The 16,622-nt window shown below is 56.2% G+C and carries 13 protein-coding genes and 1 tRNA gene; 8 read left to right on the forward strand and 6 right to left on the reverse strand.

The features are described from left to right. Positions 1-46 precede the first annotated feature (46 nt). On the reverse strand, positions 47-1,258 hold the full coding sequence (locus PHF39_RS07640; protein ID WP_300222514.1) for a hypothetical protein: 1,212 nt from the start codon (positions 1,256-1,258) through the stop codon (positions 47-49). Positions 1,259-1,291: 33 nt separating this feature from the next. Then, positions 1,292-1,996, reverse strand: a complete 705-nt coding sequence (locus PHF39_RS07645) for a hypothetical protein (RefSeq protein WP_300222517.1) — start codon at positions 1,994-1,996, stop codon at positions 1,292-1,294. Between the two features lie 372 nt (positions 1,997-2,368). On the opposite strand from PHF39_RS07645, the gene PHF39_RS07650 reads away from it, so the two are divergent. Both PHF39_RS07650 and PHF39_RS07655 read left to right on the forward strand, forming a co-directional pair. After that, positions 2,369-3,085 carry a hypothetical protein gene (locus tag PHF39_RS07650; protein ID WP_300222522.1) on the forward strand — a complete coding sequence of 239 codons (717 nt, stop codon included), beginning with the start codon at positions 2,369-2,371 and terminating at the stop codon, positions 3,083-3,085. A gap of 13 nt (positions 3,086-3,098) precedes the next feature. After that, a complete protein-coding gene (locus PHF39_RS07655; RefSeq protein ID WP_300222525.1) occupies positions 3,099-3,911 on the forward strand; it encodes a winged helix-turn-helix transcriptional regulator in 813 nt (270 codons plus the stop codon). 85 nt (positions 3,912-3,996) lie between these two features. On the opposite strand, the gene rbr is transcribed toward PHF39_RS07655, so the two are convergent. Beyond that, positions 3,997-4,569, reverse strand: a complete 573-nt coding sequence (gene rbr / locus PHF39_RS07660) for a rubrerythrin (protein WP_300222528.1) — start codon at positions 4,567-4,569, stop codon at positions 3,997-3,999. 146 nt (positions 4,570-4,715) lie between these two features. Between rbr and PHF39_RS07665 the strand changes: the two genes are divergently transcribed. Next, complete coding sequence (locus tag PHF39_RS07665; protein ID WP_300222531.1) at positions 4,716-5,435, forward strand: C39 family peptidase; 720 nt, start codon at positions 4,716-4,718, stop codon at positions 5,433-5,435. Positions 5,436-5,451: 16 nt separating this feature from the next. Here the strand turns inward: PHF39_RS07665 and PHF39_RS07670 are convergent, their stop codons facing one another. Together PHF39_RS07670 and PHF39_RS07675 are read right to left on the reverse strand one after the other, a co-directional pair. Continuing rightward, entirely contained in the window at positions 5,452-9,882 is a 4,431-nt protein-coding gene (locus PHF39_RS07670; protein WP_300222535.1) for a PAS domain S-box protein, read from the reverse strand. 288 nt (positions 9,883-10,170) lie between these two features. Next, positions 10,171-10,244: transfer RNA gene (locus tag PHF39_RS07675), tRNA-Lys, on the reverse strand. 163 nt (positions 10,245-10,407) lie between these two features. Between PHF39_RS07675 and PHF39_RS07680 the strand changes: the two genes are divergently transcribed. From PHF39_RS07680 to PHF39_RS07690, 3 genes are read left to right on the forward strand one after another with little or no spacing between them, the layout of a single operon-like run. Continuing rightward, a complete protein-coding gene (locus PHF39_RS07680) occupies positions 10,408-11,880 on the forward strand; it encodes a DHH family phosphoesterase (RefSeq protein ID WP_300222538.1) in 1,473 nt (490 codons plus the stop codon). Between the two features lie 41 nt (positions 11,881-11,921). Next, on the forward strand, positions 11,922-12,542 hold the full coding sequence (locus PHF39_RS07685; RefSeq protein WP_300222541.1) for a 6-hydroxymethylpterin diphosphokinase MptE-like protein: 621 nt from the start codon (positions 11,922-11,924) through the stop codon (positions 12,540-12,542). After that, positions 12,539-14,182, forward strand: a complete 1,644-nt coding sequence (locus tag PHF39_RS07690; protein WP_300222543.1) for a radical SAM protein — start codon at positions 12,539-12,541, stop codon at positions 14,180-14,182. Before PHF39_RS07685 ends, PHF39_RS07690 begins: the two co-directional genes overlap by 4 nt. Before the next feature lie 161 nt (positions 14,183-14,343). Here the strand turns inward: PHF39_RS07690 and PHF39_RS07695 are convergent, their stop codons facing one another. Beyond that, complete coding sequence (locus PHF39_RS07695) at positions 14,344-15,477, reverse strand: CBS domain-containing protein (protein WP_300222545.1); 1,134 nt, start codon at positions 15,475-15,477, stop codon at positions 14,344-14,346. A 51-nt stretch (positions 15,478-15,528) separates the two neighbouring features. Here PHF39_RS07695 and PHF39_RS07700 point away from each other — a divergent pair, with 51 nt between their 5' ends. Next, positions 15,529-15,801: a PRC-barrel domain-containing protein gene (locus PHF39_RS07700; protein ID WP_300222548.1), complete on the forward strand. Its 273-nt coding sequence runs from the start codon at positions 15,529-15,531 to the stop codon at positions 15,799-15,801. Positions 15,802-15,867: 66 nt separating this feature from the next. Beyond that, positions 15,868-16,593: a tRNA(His) guanylyltransferase Thg1 family protein gene (locus PHF39_RS07705; RefSeq protein ID WP_300222551.1), complete on the forward strand. Its 726-nt coding sequence runs from the start codon at positions 15,868-15,870 to the stop codon at positions 16,591-16,593. The last annotated feature ends 29 nt before the right edge of the window (positions 16,594-16,622 follow it).

The following is a 16,622-nucleotide window of genomic DNA, read 5'->3' on the forward strand; positions in this document are numbered from 1 at the left end:
CGTGCGGTTAAGAGACTTCCCCACATTGCACAAAAAAAATTGCCCGTCATTCACTCTTTTTCAACAATGCATATCCCGCGACTCCGCACATTAGTGCCGAAACGATCACGACAGGATCGACCGGGCTGTCGGGTGTAGAGGATTTTTGTGGAACAACACTTGGAATGGGTGTAGTACTCTGCGTAATTTCTGAAGATACATCCGTAGGAAGCGTGCCGTTGAGCGTGGTCGCAAAGAACGACAATCGGGGTTCCCCATCCCAGATGACCAGATCCCCTTTAAAATCATCAATGTTCAGGACATGGTTTTTCAAGTCACTTGCCGTTCCGGTCAGGACATTATAATACCGGATTGTTGCAGGGACAATCTCATTGCTGTCACTAGCAGGTCTTTTCATATAAACAACATTTTTACCGGATATGAAAGATTTCGAATATCCCTCATTTTTTTCAACAGATTGGGTAATGTTGGTGTCCAAATCAATAATCCTGATATCACTTCCTCTCATCCCGTGGTATTTCCCATCCTCCTCCCAGTATGGGGCATGTAATGCCATTGTCCATGTGACTCTGTTGCCGGAAATATCGACTGTACCGTAGGTTTTATCCGATTTACTCTCAGGAATGATGTAATCAGTTCCGGTCGAGATTGTATAGACATGAATCTCCCGTCCGGGTTCCCGATCGCCCCGCTCACACCCCCATACGATATGATCGCCGCTGATATCGAGATCATGGATCGAATCCCTGGATGTAAAGATGAGCCGGTTTGAGTTGTTGGAGAGGGTATGCAGGATAATGAACTGCTCGTTGCTTCCCGTTCGTAATACCACATGATCACCATCAGATGCGATTCTCGTGATTCTCTGCTGGGGGGCAGTGGTGGCATAGATTGTCCGTTTTTTCCCCGTAGTAAGGGAAAATTCATAAACGGTTTCGTTTCGCCAGTATGCCGGCTCGGAAGACCGATACTCAGAATAATATATACGTCCACCTGAGATTGCAAGAGCATCAAGTTTACTTGTCTCTGTTGACAGGGGAATTTTCTCAGAAAGGATTCCTTCAGCTGTATATACCAAAATCTCCGGACCCATTTTTTCGGACTGAAACAGGATGAAAGTGCCATCAGTGGATATATACCCCGCAATCGTTTCGGGAACCTGTTGTGATATCTGAATGTCCGGGGATGCTGCCTGACATGGAACGATAATTACGATACATGCGAAGAGGATTGTGATAAAAAAACCAGAAAGTCTCATACGATCATTCCAAAAAAAGGGGGGATATCTTCTTCATGAGTAATAGTATGAAAAAGACCAGGTGCTTGCACTGTGGGTTGGGTTGGTAGATTGTGCAACGGTCTGTGACTGGTACAGGGTATCATGTACCGGGGTTCGGATGCCGGACGCAGTTAATGTTACGTAGGGAGAGGGATTATCGTAGTCATACTTTACTTTGTATGCTGTTTGCAGCCAGTTCCCGTCACCATAGAGCTTTGATTCAACACTCAATGAATCAACATGGGCTGCCCCATATACCTTTCCGCTGCCGGAATGGGTAATATAGGCCCCATCGAACCCAACCGCCGCCGCATCGGCAATGATACCAGAGAGCGGGGCTTTACTGTTACCGCTCAGGATCCCGGCAAGTATCGATCCATCCGGATCCTCGACAAGCTGGTTGTTCTCATCAAAGATCTTGGAACCTGGCGTTACTTCCCTGGGAGGATAGCGCTCTCCCCAGAAATAAGGCTGGCTCCGTACTTTCTCAAGCAGTTTTGAATCAACGTTTGCCTCGATTTTCGCAAGGTCTTCCTTGGAATAAGCAATCTGTTCGAGCTGCCCGAGCGTAATATCCTCACCCCAGTGTTCATTCAGCCATTTCTGTCCTTCCTCCGTGTACATACCTGAGATTTCAAAGGCGCTCACGGAAGGAACGACTAGTACCAACAGGACCATCAGTCCTGCCAGTATCGATAGTTTCAGAGATCCATTCATGGTGTTTCACTTCCGCCCCGGCCGATCTCATCTCCGGACCGGCCGGGCCTTGTGTCTAGGTCTGAGCGGGATTGGGAATATGGGAAGAATCCTGTTCCCCAAGCCTAAACAACCAGAGGCTGAGTTATATTATTAAATATGTTTTATTCAAAAATAATCTACATATATCCATTATAAAAATTCTCCGTCGTTATCCGGGTGAGATGGGGAACACTCCCTGTCTGTAACCCGTCTGGCACACCGCATGATCCATTTGGTTGATCCTAACAAGAGATCTGTGTAGAGGGTTTTGGAATAATCTATTTATCTCGATAATCGGAACACTGGATTAGTCATGAATTATACAACAATGAGAATGAGGGCGGGAGGCAGATGAACAGGAATTCCCTGATCTATGGAGCTTTGGTGCTATCCCTCATCCTGATTCCGGGAGCAGCCGCTTTCGAAAACTCGGGAATGTACACTGAAGAGGGCCAGAAGTGGCTGGACGAACACTGGGGAGAAAACATCACGATAGGCGATGTGGCTCGGATTGCCTATACAAAAGAAAATTACGAAAAGACCCGGGAAAATGTTGATTCGGCATTACTCGAGGAAGTCTGGAGCCAGCCCTACTACTGGGGCAGCCGGCACCCGTGGGGGACGGACAACAATTCGGAATGCCCATACGGCGCCAATGTGTGGGAAGAATCACGGCCGCTGAATATAAAAAACCTGAACCTCTCCCAGAAACGTGAGATGGGAATTGATAATGCAGTCCTGGACAGGAGCGGATGCCGGATTGTCGGGTACATGGACCAGTCCGTGGAACAGGGCGGGCAGAGATCCTTTCACCGCCAGATGCCGGAGCGTCTTGACCGGTTTACCTGCGACCTCTTCTGGCAGGACCGGCAGAATTCCCTCAAGCTTACCCTCTTTGCCCCGGATGGGATGATGGGGCCGTTCTATGATGACAGCGACGGGATGGTAAACGGCAGGATTTACCTTCAGGTTTCACGCCCGGAGGGCATAGCGCCGGGTGACTGGTATGCAGTTGTTGAAGGGGATAAGGTCAACGGTACGCAGCAGTTCATGCTGCTGGTGGTCTGAACGAGGGATTTGGATGAAGGAAAAAACGCAATGTCTTATTATCCCGCTCCTGATCGTTCTCATAATTGCTCCTGTCGCAGCAATGGAAACCGGTGGGTATGTGGTCGGGCCGGCATATGGGATTTACCCGGAGTACAGCGAGCTCTACTTTACCCAGCATTCTTTGGATACCGTGCTTCTCAACGATCCTTCACCGGATCCCATCAGTATTGCCGATCTCCCTGCATGGATTCTGGTTGTTCTGGGAATTACTGCTGCAACACCGGGGATAATCTATGCAGTGAAGTACATCTCTGCCGCCCATCCTCCCCTCATTGCGGGTTTCAGGCGCATCTCTCAGAAGAACCTCTTCCAGAATTCATCCCGTGAAAAAATTTTCCGGTGTGTCAAAGAAAATCCTGGTGCCGGGCTGGCGGAGATCGAGCGCTCGACAGGATTCACCTACCGGAATATGATCTATCATCTCAATCTCCTGAAAAATTTCGGAAAGATCACTTCCTCTGAATGTAAAAACACCACGGGCTTTTTCGAAAACTCGGGAAAATTTTCCCACGAGGAGCGGGCAATGATCCTGCACCTGAAACACCAGAGCGACAGAAAGATCCTGGAGGTTATTGCACAGAATCCCGGCATATCCCGTAACGAGATCAGTACTCGGGTGGGGATATCCGGACCCTCGGTGAGCTGGCATATCCATTTTCTGCTGCATGACCGGATCATTGAACAGAGAAAAGAAGGAACGATTTCCCGGCATTACTTTCCCGATCGCATGCTCAATGTGTATGAAAGTATCGTCAAGAATATGCTGAACCTTTCACGACCGTAAATTTGTTGAAGATCGAACAGCATGGATAAATTCAACGATAGCCCCGGAGGCACTCTCTTCGCAGGGCCGCAATAAAAAAAAGAGTTCAGTAATTCTCCGCCAGCAGCTCGAAATGCGCCTGCGGGTGGTCGCAGACCGGGCACTTGGCGGGGGCGCTCTTCCCGCTCATGACATGGCCGCAGTTCCGGCAGTGCCACTGGGTTGATGACGCTGACTTGAAGACTTTGCCTTTCATCACATTCTCGTACAGCTTCCGGTACCGGGCCTCGTGGTGGGCCTCGACCTTTGCGACATTGGCAAAGAGGCGGGCAATCTCGGGGAAGCCCTCCTTCTTTGCGGTTGCGGAGAAGTCCGGGTAGAGCGTACCCCATTCCATCTTCTCTCCATCAGCTGCGGCCTTCAGGTTCTCCTTTGTTGTCCCGATCACACCGGCGGGATAGCCTGCGGTGATGGTGACCTCGCCACCCTTGAGCTGCTTGAAGAAGAGTTTCGCGTGCTCCCGCTCGTTTGCCGCAGTGTCCTCAAAGATTGCTGCAATCTGTTCGTATCCTTCCTTCCGTGCAACGCTGGCAAAGAAACTGTAGCGGTTCCGTGCCTGCGACTCGCCGGCAAATGCCGCGAGCAGGTTCTTCTCGGTCTTGCTTCCCTTGAACTTCATGATACGATCACCTGAATGTTTTTCACCGGAACTCAAATACTCTCCGGTGCTGCATAGGGACTGGCAGGAGAACTGCTGTTGTGCAGGGCCTTGTGAAACGCGATCTTAATAACCGCAGGCGATATACTGACAGGTGAGAATCCCGCATGAAGCGACCCGATCCTATCCTGTTCATCGGTCTTTTTTTTGTTGCTGGTGGTATCCTGCTTGCCGCAACCCTCTCGGCAACCGGAGAGGACAGCCGCGATACCGGCAGGATAACCTACGGGCTTGACAGCCGGCTCCCGCTACCACAGTACTATACCGGCATCGATTTTGATTCGCTGGAGACAAATGACCACCTCACGGCCATTCCCTTAAAGAGTATCCGCCAGCAGGTGACCAACTACAGCTGCGGGGCGGTTGCAGCAATGACCGTGATGTCCTATTACAACAAACCGGTCAACAACACGGATGAAGGCGAGGTCCTGCTTGCCCACGAAATGTACCCGGAAGTCTCGGAAAAGACCGGCATCAACCCGGAACAGATGACCGCGTGGTTCAACCGGAACGGGTGGAACGCCACATGGCATACCGGGGGAAGCCGGGACATGCTCCTTTCCAACCTCAAGGCCGGTATCCCGACGATCGTTGAGTGGATAGACTGGGGCGGCCACTGGGTTGTTGTTGTCGGGTACGACACACGGGGAACGGAGACGGTCTGGGACGATGTCATCATCTTTGCCGATTCCGTGGACTGCCACGATGACCGGGTGGACGGCATCACGTACGCAAACTACGGGCAGTTCGATGCCATGTGGTTTGATGCACACTATTTCCCGCAGGGGATGCAGGACAGGGTATATGTAGTCGCTGTGCCGGCCTGATAACCGCGCACCCTGCTCATTTCTCTTTGATCTCTTTCTCCGCTGACCGGAACGCACCTTTCGGGACCGTGATCTCGAACATTGCGCCTTTCCCGTGCGTCCCGATCTCATGGATCGTGATACCGGTGATTGCCAGGATCTCCCGGACTAAAAAGAGCCCGAAGCCGGTATGCTTCCCGTATCCTTTCTCGAAGATCTTCTGTTTCTCGTTCAGCGGAATGCCGATGCCATTGTCAGCAAAGGTGATGACGAGTTCACCGTCTTCATTGAGCCCGCACCGGACCGTGATAACCGTCACGGTCCCCCCGTACCGTGCTGCATTGTCAAAGAGGTTTAAAAAGACCTTCGAGATCATCGGATCGGAGAAGATCTCGCAGGAGCCGCAGCGTATGTCAAGGTCCGGGAGCGGGGGCCTCACGCTCTCGATAACGTCCCGGACACTGACCCACACGGGTGCGTGGGCACCCATGTCCTGGTAGGTTTTGGCAAATTCCAACTGGTACTGGACGGTCTCGATCGACGAGGAGATCTTCTCCAGGAAGTCCACGACCACCGGATCTGGTTTTTTGAGGGCGGCAAGCTGCGCATAGCCCTGCATGACCGTGAGCTGGTTGGCAACATCGTGCCGGGTGATGCTGGAGAGGAGGTTGAGCTTCCGGTTGCTCTCCTTTATTGCGTTCTGGACCTGTTTCATCTCCGTGATGTCCCGGGCGTTCCCCAGGTAGGTCATCACCCGCCCGGTTTTATCGAGAACCGGTGAAACGCTTGATGTATGGACCCGGACCGAACCATCGGCATGGAATATCCGGTACTCAACTCCTGACACCCGTTTGCCGCCTGCGACCACCTTTCTTAATGCCTCCTCGCAGAGCACAACATCGTCAGGATGGATGAACTTCTGGAATAACTGTCCTGTTACATCCTCCGGCCTGTACCCGAGAAGTTCCGTGAAGCTGGGCGAGACAAAGGTGAATACACCATCGGGATTGATCAGGTAGATGATATCATACGTGTTCTCGACAAGGAGGCGGTACTTCTCCTCCGATTCCCTGAGGGCGTTCTCTGCCTGTTTCCGGTGCGAGACGTCATGGATGAGGCCCAAAACCCCAAAGACAGAACCGGAGGAGTCGAGGAGGGGGATGAGGCGGACATCCAGCCAGAACGTACCGGATGGCAGGTGTTCGATAACCTCATTCCGGTAAGGGATACGCCTTTCAACAATACCGCGGATCTCCACCATGTATTTCTCGGCGATATCCGGCCGGAAAAGGGAGTAGAGGTTCTTGCCGGTGAGGTTCTCCGGCATGGTGAGCATTGAGCGTGCTCCCAGCGGATTAATGTACCGGACCGTACCGCTGGTATCCAAAAAGAAGATCATGTCGGGAGAATTCTCGGCAATGAGCCGGTACTTTTCCTCGCTCTCCTTCAACGCGATCTCAGCGAGCTTACGCCTGGTGATGTCCGTTCCCTCGGCAAGAAGGAACGGGATTTTGTCATCAGCTCCCTTCACGGGCTTGATCGAGAAGTCGATATACGCGGTGTGGCCATCAGCTGCAATATGTGTTGTCTCGAACCGCACGGTCTCTCCCGATGCAGCCCTCTGTATCGCGTCTTTCAGCTGCTCCTGTATTTCAGCCGAGTGGGGCCACCAGGCGGCCTCCCGGAAGGGGCGTCCATCCACAACGGATTCCGCAATGCCGGCAAAGTCGAGGGCGGTGCGGTTTGCCATGATCACCGTTCCGTCCGGGTCGATCAACCCGATGAACTGGGACGTCTGGTTGGTAATCGCCCTGAACTTTGCCTCGCTTTTCTGGAGGGCCTGGCTGATCTCGATCCGGTCCGTAATATCCTGGAGAACCCCGGAAAAGACCAGTTCATCGCCATGCCGGACCGGGCTTGCCATCCCCCGGAACCAGATCACATTTCCTGAAGGTTTGACAAATTTTCCGGTAAAATCCCAGAGGGTTTCAGAATCAATCGCGGTATGAACCGAATCTATGAACCGGTCCCTGTCTGAAGGGTCTATCGCGCTTGCGAATGCCGGGAAGAACTCCAAAGGATTGTTGTCGAGGCCGAGGATCTCAAGCGATCTCCCGCTCACATAGTAAAATCCTATGCTGCCTTCGGATCGGGCATAGAACTGGAAGACGACTCCCGGCACCGTTGCGGCGATCTCTTCCATCTGCTGCGTCCGGGTGCGGATCTGCTCCTCAGCATCGGCAAGCTCGTCATACTGTTTCCGGAGTTCTTCCTCGGCATTAGCAAGCTGCTCGAACGCGGCAGATCGCTCGGCTTCCAGCTGCTGTTTCTCCGTCACATCCCGGATGATCCCGAGCAGCGCCGGCTGGTCCTGGTACGTGATGAGAGTTACAGTAAACTCGCAGGCCCTGACCTCCCCGTTCCGGGTAACAACACGGGCGGAGAACGAATGCGGGATGTCTTCCCCCGCCGTTCTCCGGTCCCGTGCTTCCTGCAACCGTGCACGGTCGTCGGGATGGACATGGTCCCAGATGTTTCCGGCAAGGAGTTCTTCTCCGCTGAACCCGGTGAGTTCAGACGCTCTCCTGTTGGCGAAGAGGAGCCGGTCGCCCCGGTAGATATAGATCGCATCGTTGCTGTGCTCGACAACCGTGCGGTACTTCTCTTCTTCTGCCCTGCGTTCCTCCTCCATCCGCTTTGCCTTTAAGAGGTTCCAGAGGCCCTGCATGAGGAGGAGCAGCTCGTTTGCATCGCTCTCGGTGTAATCGGTTGCCCTGTTGGCCACGCCGGCCACGAGCACAACCCGCCCCTCATCGATCACCGGCACGTTCATGTGCCGGAGGATGTGGGGATGGCCCTCGGGGTACCCTTTCTTTGCGGGATTCGGGGCCGGATAATCGTTCGTGATGACCGGCCTGCGCTGACGGACTGCCTCCCCCCACAACCCGGTCTTCCCGGTCTTGTACACGATCGGTTTTTCCTGCATCGCGCACTCGGCCATCGCCGATCTCGACCAGGCGTACATGGTGAGCTCGCTCTCGTCCTCGTTCATGAACGCGAGGTATGCAAGCGGGCTCGAGCTGACGATGCAGGCGCCTTCAACTGCATAGGAACGGAGGTCTTCATCACCCTTTTCAGCATGCTCGTAGAATCCGAGCATGTACTTGAGGCGCAGTTCGCTCTCCCGGATCCTCCGCCCGCTTGCAGCAAGTTCCTCGAACTGCTCCCGGAGTTCGTCACCGGACGCAGCAAGTTCCTCGTTGACTGCCCGGAGTTTCTCCTCGTCCTTTTTCCGGCTGGTGATATCGACGATGATGCCGCGTGTCCCGGCGACCCTGCCGCCCCTGATGACGGGAGAAGAAAAGATCAGGATGGGAAAGCTCGTGCCGTCTTTTCGTAGCGCGGAGTATTCGCGTCCGGCATTATCGCTGATCCCTGTTTCCAGGATCGTCTGAAAAAACTCCGAAGCACGGTCCCGGTCCGCAGGTGCAACAGCGCTCCGGAAATCCACGCCACGGGAGAACGTCTCTGCCGTATACCCGAACATGTCCAGTGCCCGGCGGTTGACATAGATCAGTCTCCCGGTTGCATCGGATTCATAGATCCCAAGGGGCAGCAGTTCGGCAAGTTCGCGGAACCTCCTCTCGCTCTCCCGTTGGGCTTCCTCGGCCTTCTTCCGGTCAGTGATGTCCCGGATCGATTCGATTGCGCCAGTGATATTTCCGGCCTTGTCATAGAGGGGGCTGGCTTTCGCAATGACAAAGATCCGTTTCCCTTTCGGTGCCGGCAGGCCGGTCTCTGCGGAAAGGGTATTCCCGTCCCTCCGGATATTGGAATAGCGCCGGGAAACCTCGTCATCCGGCTCGAAGATCAGGTCGATCAGGATCGCGCGGCGTTCGCTATAGAACGGTAGTGCATACTCGTACTCCCCCTTCCCGAGCATAGCAGAGGCAGCAATACCGGTCATTTCCTCGATTGCACGGTTCCACGCGATCACCTTCCCGTCCGTGTCGATAGCAAAGGTGGCATCCGGGAGGAAGTTGATGAGGTCAGAAAGGCGCCTCTCGGAGTCCTGGAGGGCGTACTCGGCCTGCCGTTTGCTGACGGCCTGCCGGATCTTGTGGGCCAGTTCGGCGAACTGTGCTTTGGGATCGCCCCCTTTCTGGATGTAGAAGTCCGCCCCGTTGTTGATCGCCTCGATCACGACCTCCTCGCGCCCCCGGCCGGTAAAGAGGATAAAGGGGATAGAGCCATGGGACTCCCGCACGGCTTTTAAAAACTCAATGCCGTTCATCTCCGGCATCTGGTAATCCGAGACAATGGCATCGAAGGAGTGCGCCGCCAGCGCCGCAAGACCTTCCCTGCCGGACAGGGCAGTCGTTACAGTAAAGTCCCCGCTGGTCGCAAGGAAGGTTTTTCCGATATCGAGCAGTCCCGGTTCATCATCGACATAGAGAAGTGACAGCATGCAGGTTGTCCCATGAGGGAGAGATTGAGTACAATGTGACCCGATGAAAAATTGTCCGGAAGAAAGATGAATGTTACGTGCTCATGCGGGCCATCAGCGCAGGGCACGAATGGGAATTCTGTCGTCTTTTCATTCAGGAAAATTGGGAAGAGGGATAGTATGTGCTCATGGTATCGGGCTCTGAAACAGACTATCGCTCTGGTCGAAGCTTCGGAACAAAAAGAACAGCGATACGTTCCTCTCCTCCTCGAATTGCGCTTCGCTCAAGTCTCGGATAGGAAAAGGGAACGGGCCTGAAGGGATTTGAACCCTTGACCTGCGGATTAAGAGTCCGCCGCTATGCCGAACTAAGCTACAGACCCGCTTACTTAGGCCTAATAATGTGGTTGATGATTGCGAATAAAGGTTGCGGATAATGCCCGGGAAAAATCACCGCATCTTCCCATTTCCGGAAGAACGCGATACAATATCCGCCCACACCGGTTGCAATTCCTTATTATCCAAAACAGATAGATCTTCAGTACAATGCCACTGGAACCACCGGTTGGACAACAGGGGCCGGTCAAATACGGGATCTTCGGGTGCGGGACCAACGGGTTCAACATCATCCTCGAACTGGCAAAGGACCATGAACGGGCAATGGTTGTCGACAGGGACGAATCCCGGGTCCGGAGCCTTAAAGACCAGAATTTCGAGGCGTACCAGCGCGACATCGCCTCGTCCGAGATGCTTGCCGGGCTCCCCCCCTTCGAGATTGCATTCGTCATGACTGGTGATGGCGACGCGAACCTTGCTGCGTTGCTCGCGATAAAGAAGCGCCACACCTCCGTCCAGGTGGTTGCCCGTGCAACGGACCCGGCGAACGGGCAGAAACTGACGGCTGCCGGTGCCGATATCGTCCTCTACCCGCAGGAAGTCGTGGCCCGGTCCGCGGTACTCCAGATCAAAAAACAGCACTCGAGCCGGATCGCGCAGCGGCTTTTCACGATGATTGCCGGCTGGGAGGGGACGCTGGGGATCATCACCCACAAGAACCCGGACCCGGATGCCATCTCCTCCGCCATGGCCCTTGCCGAGATTGCAAAGAAGGCGAACAGCAAGTCCCTTACCCCCCGCATTTTTTACGAAGGCAACATCGGGCACCAGGAGAACCGGACCTTTGTCAACCTGCTGGACATCAAGATGGAGCGCCTGACGCCGGATGCTCTCGCACAATGCACCTACCTCGCCCTCGTGGACTGCTCGGGCCCCGGTGCCAATAACGACATCCCCGCCCAGACCAAGATCAACATCATCATCGACCACCACAAGGAGGGGAACCACCCAGCCGGGCAGGGCTGTTTCATCGATATCCGGCCCGGGGTCGGCGCAACCGCAAGCATCATGACCCAGTACCTGCAGGAGCTGGACATCCCCGTGGACAAGCGTGTCGCAACCGCCCTGCTCTATGGTATCCGGACCGACACCAAGGAGTTCAAGCGCAACGTCACCCCGCAGGACCTGAGTTATGCGGGCTTCCTGCTGCCCCTGACGGACGCGGAACTACTCGACAAGATCATGTCCCCGTCCATGTCGCAGGAGACCCTCGATGTGATGGGAAAGGCCATCCATGAGCGGAAGATCCAGAGCGGGTACCTCTTCGCGAACGTCGGCTACGTGATGAATCGCGACTCCCTTCCGCAGGCAGCCGATCTTTTAATCACGCTCGAGGGCGTGAACACCGCGCTCGTGTACGGCATCACCGACTCCGCGATTGTCATATCGGCCCGCAACCGCGACATCCGGCTCCACGTCGGCAACGCCCTTGCGGAGGCGTTCGGGGACATAGGCGATGCCGGCGGCCACCCGAACATGGGGGCGGCTAGCCTTCCGCTGAACTACTTCGGGAAGGTGGAGGACAAGGAGAAACTCCTCGCAATCGTGATCGAGCCAATCCTCCAGAAGTTCCGGACCCTTGTTGGCCTCGAGAACGAGGGGAAGAAGAACGGCGCCCCATAGGGCGCATCAAGCCGGAGGGCCGGGAGGATCGGGCGAAACCAATGCAATATTCCGAATGGGAACCCCACTACCGCGAGATCCTCGAATACTTCGGGTTCGACCGGGCAGGAGATGAAGAGGCTGCCCGTATCCTCGCATCGCTCCTCGACCGCGACAACCTCATCTCGCTTGTCACGATAACTGACGGAAACGAGGTGACGGTCTGCGGGAACGCCCCGTGCCTGAAACAGGACCTCGCCGCAGTCCATGGGGTTGTCTTTGCCGCCGATGCCGCGGCAGAAGTGCTGGACGATGCCGGTATCCTGCCGGATGCGGTATTCACGGACCTTGACGGGGCAACCGACCGGCTCATTGAGATGAACCGGCAGGGAACCATCGTGGTGGTCCATGCCCATGGCGACAACATCCCGCTCCTGAAACACTGGGTCCCGCGGTTCCCGGGCAGGATCGTGGGGACAACACAGGCCGCCCCCCTGCCGCACGTGCACAACTTCGGCGGGTTCACGGACGGCGACCGGGCAGCCTTTGCGGCTCACGAGCTCGGGGCAGCACGGATAACCCTCGCGGGATTCGACCTTGACGACACGGACGTTGACCCCTTAAAACGCGGGAAACTCTTCTGGGCACGGAAACTTCTTGCCCTGATTGGGATCACGGCATGACCCGCACTGCGTTCATCCTCGACGGGTACGTTGACGAGCCCGCGTGTCTCGGAGTCCCCCCCTATGTCTCGCCCTACATCCGCACCGTGGCAGGTGCGCTCGTATCCCGCGGGTATTCCGTCCGGTACCTCACCATCGACCAGCTGAGAAAAGAGCCGCTGCGGGCTGGTGATCTGAACAAGGCTGACCTGCTGGTCATGATCGCGGGGGTGACGGTACCGGGGAAATATCTCGGGGGAACTCCCGCAACGCTCACCGAGATCCAGCAGGTCGGCCACATGGTGAAGGGGCCAAGGAAACTGATCGGAGGCCCCATCGGCTTTGGGTATGCCGGGGAGGGTGGGCAAAAAGCAGTCCGGCAGGTGATCAGCGGATTTGATGCCCTGCTCTCCGGTGAACCAGCGGTTGCGCTGGACAATTACCTGGACGGGAACGAGCCTGAAGGAGTACTGGATTATTCCCGCACCGATCCGTGGAGCATTGCGGGAAGCAGCATCATCATACAACACCCCGACTTCCCGTTCGTGATGTGCGAGCTGGAGACTGCCCGGGGCTGTCCGCACGGGGCAACGGGCGGCTGTTCGTTCTGCACGGAGCCGTTCTACGGCATGCCGCGCTACCGGACCATTGCCGCAGTTGCCGGGGAGGTTGCCGCACTCCATGCCGCTGGTGCCCGGCATTTCCGGGTGGGTAGGCAACCGGATATCCTCGCGTACGGGGCCGGGACGGGAGAGTATCCCGCACCGGAACCGGAGAAACTCGATGCCCTCTTCTCCGCGATCCGCTCTGCCGCACCGGAACTCAGGACACTCCACATCGACAACACCAACCCGCAGACCATTGCCCGGCACGAGGACGCGGCAAGGGAAGCGCTCCGGGCGATCATCCGGCACCACACCCCGGGTGATGTTGCCGCGTTCGGCATGGAGACGGCCGATCCTGCGGTTGTCCGGGCAAACAACCTCAAAGCCCTGCCGGATGAGGTATTCTCTGCTATCCGGATTGTCAACGAAGAAGGCGGGAAACGCCGAAACAATGTCCCCGAACTCCTCCCGGGCCTCAACTTCGTCTGCGGGCTTGCCGGGGAGACGGAAGAGACGTATGATCTCAATGAGCAGTTCCTCGCCCGAGTCCTGGATGCCGGCCTCTCGGTGCGGCGGGTGAACATCCGGCAGGTGATGCCGTTTGAAGGCACCCGGGCTTATACAGACAACACGCTCGGGAAGCACGAGCGCCGGTTCCGGCAGTTCAAGGAATTTGTCCGGAACCGGATCGACCTGCCGATGCTCCGGCGGGTATTCCCGATTGGCACGGTTCTCAGAGATGTGCGGGTCGAAGTATCGGGGGACCTCTCGTTCGGGAGGCAGCCGGGCTCTTACCCGATCCTTGTCGGCATCCCGCTCCGGCTCCCTGAAAGGACGGTTACCGACGCCGTTGTCGTTGACTGGGGGATGCGGTCGGTTACTGCTCTCCCCGTCCCGATCGCGATCAATACCCTGCCTGCGTCAGCCATCAAGTGGCTGCCGGGTGTGGGGAAGAAGAAAGTGGCAGCCGTTATTGCAAAGCGGCCGTTTGCCGATCCTGCCGCATACCGGAAGGTCGCAGGGGACTCTCCGGTAGACGGCCTGCTGAAATTCTGATCTTCTTTCTTGCACGGCCCCGGCCCTGCCATGCGGGTTCCCCTGAACTGGTGAAGGGGGGTCGGGCGGTGTACTTGTGCCGGGCCCCCGGCGCCCCACAACCATACCTCCGGTCCGAAGTGCACCATGTGGAGAGAAAATGAGGGGAGGGTATTTGGAGTTCAGACCTGCCGGAGTTCCGTAACCTTCAGGATGTCCGTCCGGGTCACGATCCCGAGGATCTTCCCGTCAGCCACAACAGGGATCCGCCCGATATCCTTTGCCGACATGATCCGGAGGGCGTCGATGACCGGGGCCTCCGGGGGGAGCGTGATGATCTCGCGGGTCATGATGTCCCTCACCTGCATGGCCTCGCGATCGATGGGCGAGGTCTTGTTGATGTCTGCCAGCGTGATCATGCCAACCAGCGTGTCCCGCTCGATGACCGGAAAGCCGAGATGCTTGCTTGAGTACATCATGGTGATGACCTGGCTCACCGGCACTGTGGGCCCTACGGTTGCCACCGGGCTCGACATCATGGATCCGACCGTGACGTCCTGCAGGAGGTGGCTGTACTTGACGGCACTCGACTCCATGTTCGCCCCGATATAGATGAAGAGGGCGATCAGGATCAAAAAGGGCGAGAACGCAAAGAGGCCGACAATACCAAAGAGGATGGCAAAGCCCTTGCCGATATCTGCGGCGATCTGGGTTGCCCGGTGCAGGGGCATCCGCTGCGCAAGCCATGCCCGGAGCACCCGGCCCCCGTCCATGGGGAATGCCGGGATCAGGTTGAAGACGCAGAGGATGATGTTGAGCACCCCGAGGTAGCCCAGCGTAAAGATGAGGACGCCTGCCATGCCCGGGTCGTCCGTGAACAACGGGACGGCATAGATGAGCAGTGAACAGAGGATCCCGAAGATGAGGCTTGCGATCGGCCCGACAAGGGCCATCGGGAGTTCCGCTTTCGGGTCCGGGACTCCCTCTTCCATGGTCGCGATGCCGCCGAAGATCATCAGCGTGATGCTTTTGATGGCGATCCCTTTTGCCCGGGCAACGAGCGAATGGGCGAGCTCGTGGACGAGGACCCCGAAGAAGAGGCCAAAGGCAACGATGGTCCCGAGCACCCACGGCATATACCCCGCAGTCGCAACCGAGGTGTCGATTTGGACCTGGTAGATGTCCTCCAGCATACCGACCGTGAGAGGGATCTGGCTGCCGATGATCCAGGCAAAGAGGGGGATGACAAGCAGGAACGTATAGTGGATCAGGATCGGAATCCCGAAAATGCGCCCGATCCGGAAAGATCCGTCCATAATAAAGGGTTATCTTTTTAACTCTTAAGTATATACTTTCATCTGATAACGATGGAAACCCAGATTACCGAGCTGTTCGGGCTTCAGATTTATACGGACAAGGGCATGTTCATTGGCGAAGTCGAGGATGTTGTCCTTGACGTGGAATCCAAGAAAATGGAGTCGCTCGTCGTCGGCAAGGTCAACGACCAGCTCTTCGAGCTCAAGAATTATAAGGGCCTCAAGATCCCGTACCGGATCATCAGCGCAATCGACGATATCGTCCTGATCCGCCACCTGCCCGGAGCCTTTGCCGGCGGCAGCGGCAGCGGCGACATGGAATAATCTCATCCTAAACCTTGAGGACAGCGGGAGATTCCACGGTATTTTCTCCTCCCGCATGGTACTCCTATGGAAAACCGGGAAATCTTCTCCACGATCACCGCCCTTCCTCCGGTTTTTTTGCGGCTCGACGGGCGGGCATTCCACCATCTTTCCGATGTGCTGGGCCTTGAGCGGCCGTTTGACGATTTCTTCCACAAGGCAATGGTGACGGCCTGTACAGCGCTTGTTGCCGACAGTGGGCTCAATCCCGATCTCGCGTACACCTTCTCGGACGAGATCAGCCTGTACTTCACGAAACTCCCGTTCTCCGGCCGGGTGGAGAAACTCGACAGTGTTGCAGCATCCTATGCCGCCAGTTCATTTACGCTCGCGCTGGGAAGCACGACGCTCGTTGCGTTCGATGCCCGGGTCATCCCGGCAACACCGGAGTACGCGAAGGAGTACCTTGTCAACCGGCAGGCCGAGGCATGGCGGAACCACATCAATGCCTACTGCCAGCAGGCCCTCATCGAGGAAGGGCTGGACCCGAGAAAAGCGCAGGAACAGCTTACGGGTCTCCCGGCAAAAGCCCTCCACGAGATGATGCATGAGCGGGGCTTCAACCTCGCAACCACCCCTGCATGGCAGCGCAGGGGGACGCTCGTGTACAAGAAACTCACGGAGAAGGAAGGGTTCAACCCGATCACAAGAGAGACGGTGATCACAGAGCGCAGCACCGTGGTTGCGGAGTCCGATCTCCCCTTATTTTCGAGCCCCGAAGGGCAGGCGTTCCTTGCTGCAATCGTGAAATAACCCGACACCTGCTCCCCGCATTTTCCTAC

Source organism: Methanoregula sp., from assembly GCF_028712425.1.
Classification (GTDB): Archaea; Halobacteriota; Methanomicrobia; order Methanomicrobiales; family Methanospirillaceae; genus Methanoregula.

Excerpts from the sequence above, each read along its gene's own strand:
- PHF39_RS07695 (WP_300222545.1), bottom strand. The coding sequence starts at position 15,477 with ATGGACGGATCTTTCCGGATCGGGCGCATTTTCGGGATTCCGATCCTG.
- PHF39_RS07685 (WP_300222541.1), top strand. The coding sequence starts at position 11,922 with ATGCAATATTCCGAATGGGAACCCCACTACCGCGAGATCCTCGAATAC.
- PHF39_RS07670 (WP_300222535.1), bottom strand. The coding sequence starts at position 9,882 with ATGCTGTCACTTCTCTATGTCGATGATGAACCGGGACTGCTCGATATC.
- PHF39_RS07655 (WP_300222525.1), top strand. The coding sequence starts at position 3,099 with ATGAAGGAAAAAACGCAATGTCTTATTATCCCGCTCCTGATCGTTCTC.
- PHF39_RS07690 (WP_300222543.1), top strand. The coding sequence starts at position 12,539 with ATGACCCGCACTGCGTTCATCCTCGACGGGTACGTTGACGAGCCCGCG.
- PHF39_RS07665 (WP_300222531.1), top strand. The coding sequence starts at position 4,716 with ATGAAGCGACCCGATCCTATCCTGTTCATCGGTCTTTTTTTTGTTGCT.
- PHF39_RS07650 (WP_300222522.1), top strand. The coding sequence starts at position 2,369 with ATGAACAGGAATTCCCTGATCTATGGAGCTTTGGTGCTATCCCTCATC.
- PHF39_RS07645 (WP_300222517.1), bottom strand. The coding sequence starts at position 1,996 with ATGAATGGATCTCTGAAACTATCGATACTGGCAGGACTGATGGTCCTG.
- PHF39_RS07640 (WP_300222514.1), bottom strand. The coding sequence starts at position 1,258 with ATGAGACTTTCTGGTTTTTTTATCACAATCCTCTTCGCATGTATCGTA.
- PHF39_RS07705 (WP_300222551.1), top strand. The coding sequence starts at position 15,868 with ATGGAAAACCGGGAAATCTTCTCCACGATCACCGCCCTTCCTCCGGTT.
- PHF39_RS07700 (WP_300222548.1), top strand. The coding sequence starts at position 15,529 with ATGGAAACCCAGATTACCGAGCTGTTCGGGCTTCAGATTTATACGGAC.
- rbr (WP_300222528.1), bottom strand. The coding sequence starts at position 4,569 with ATGAAGTTCAAGGGAAGCAAGACCGAGAAGAACCTGCTCGCGGCATTT.
- PHF39_RS07680 (WP_300222538.1), top strand. The coding sequence starts at position 10,408 with ATGCCACTGGAACCACCGGTTGGACAACAGGGGCCGGTCAAATACGGG.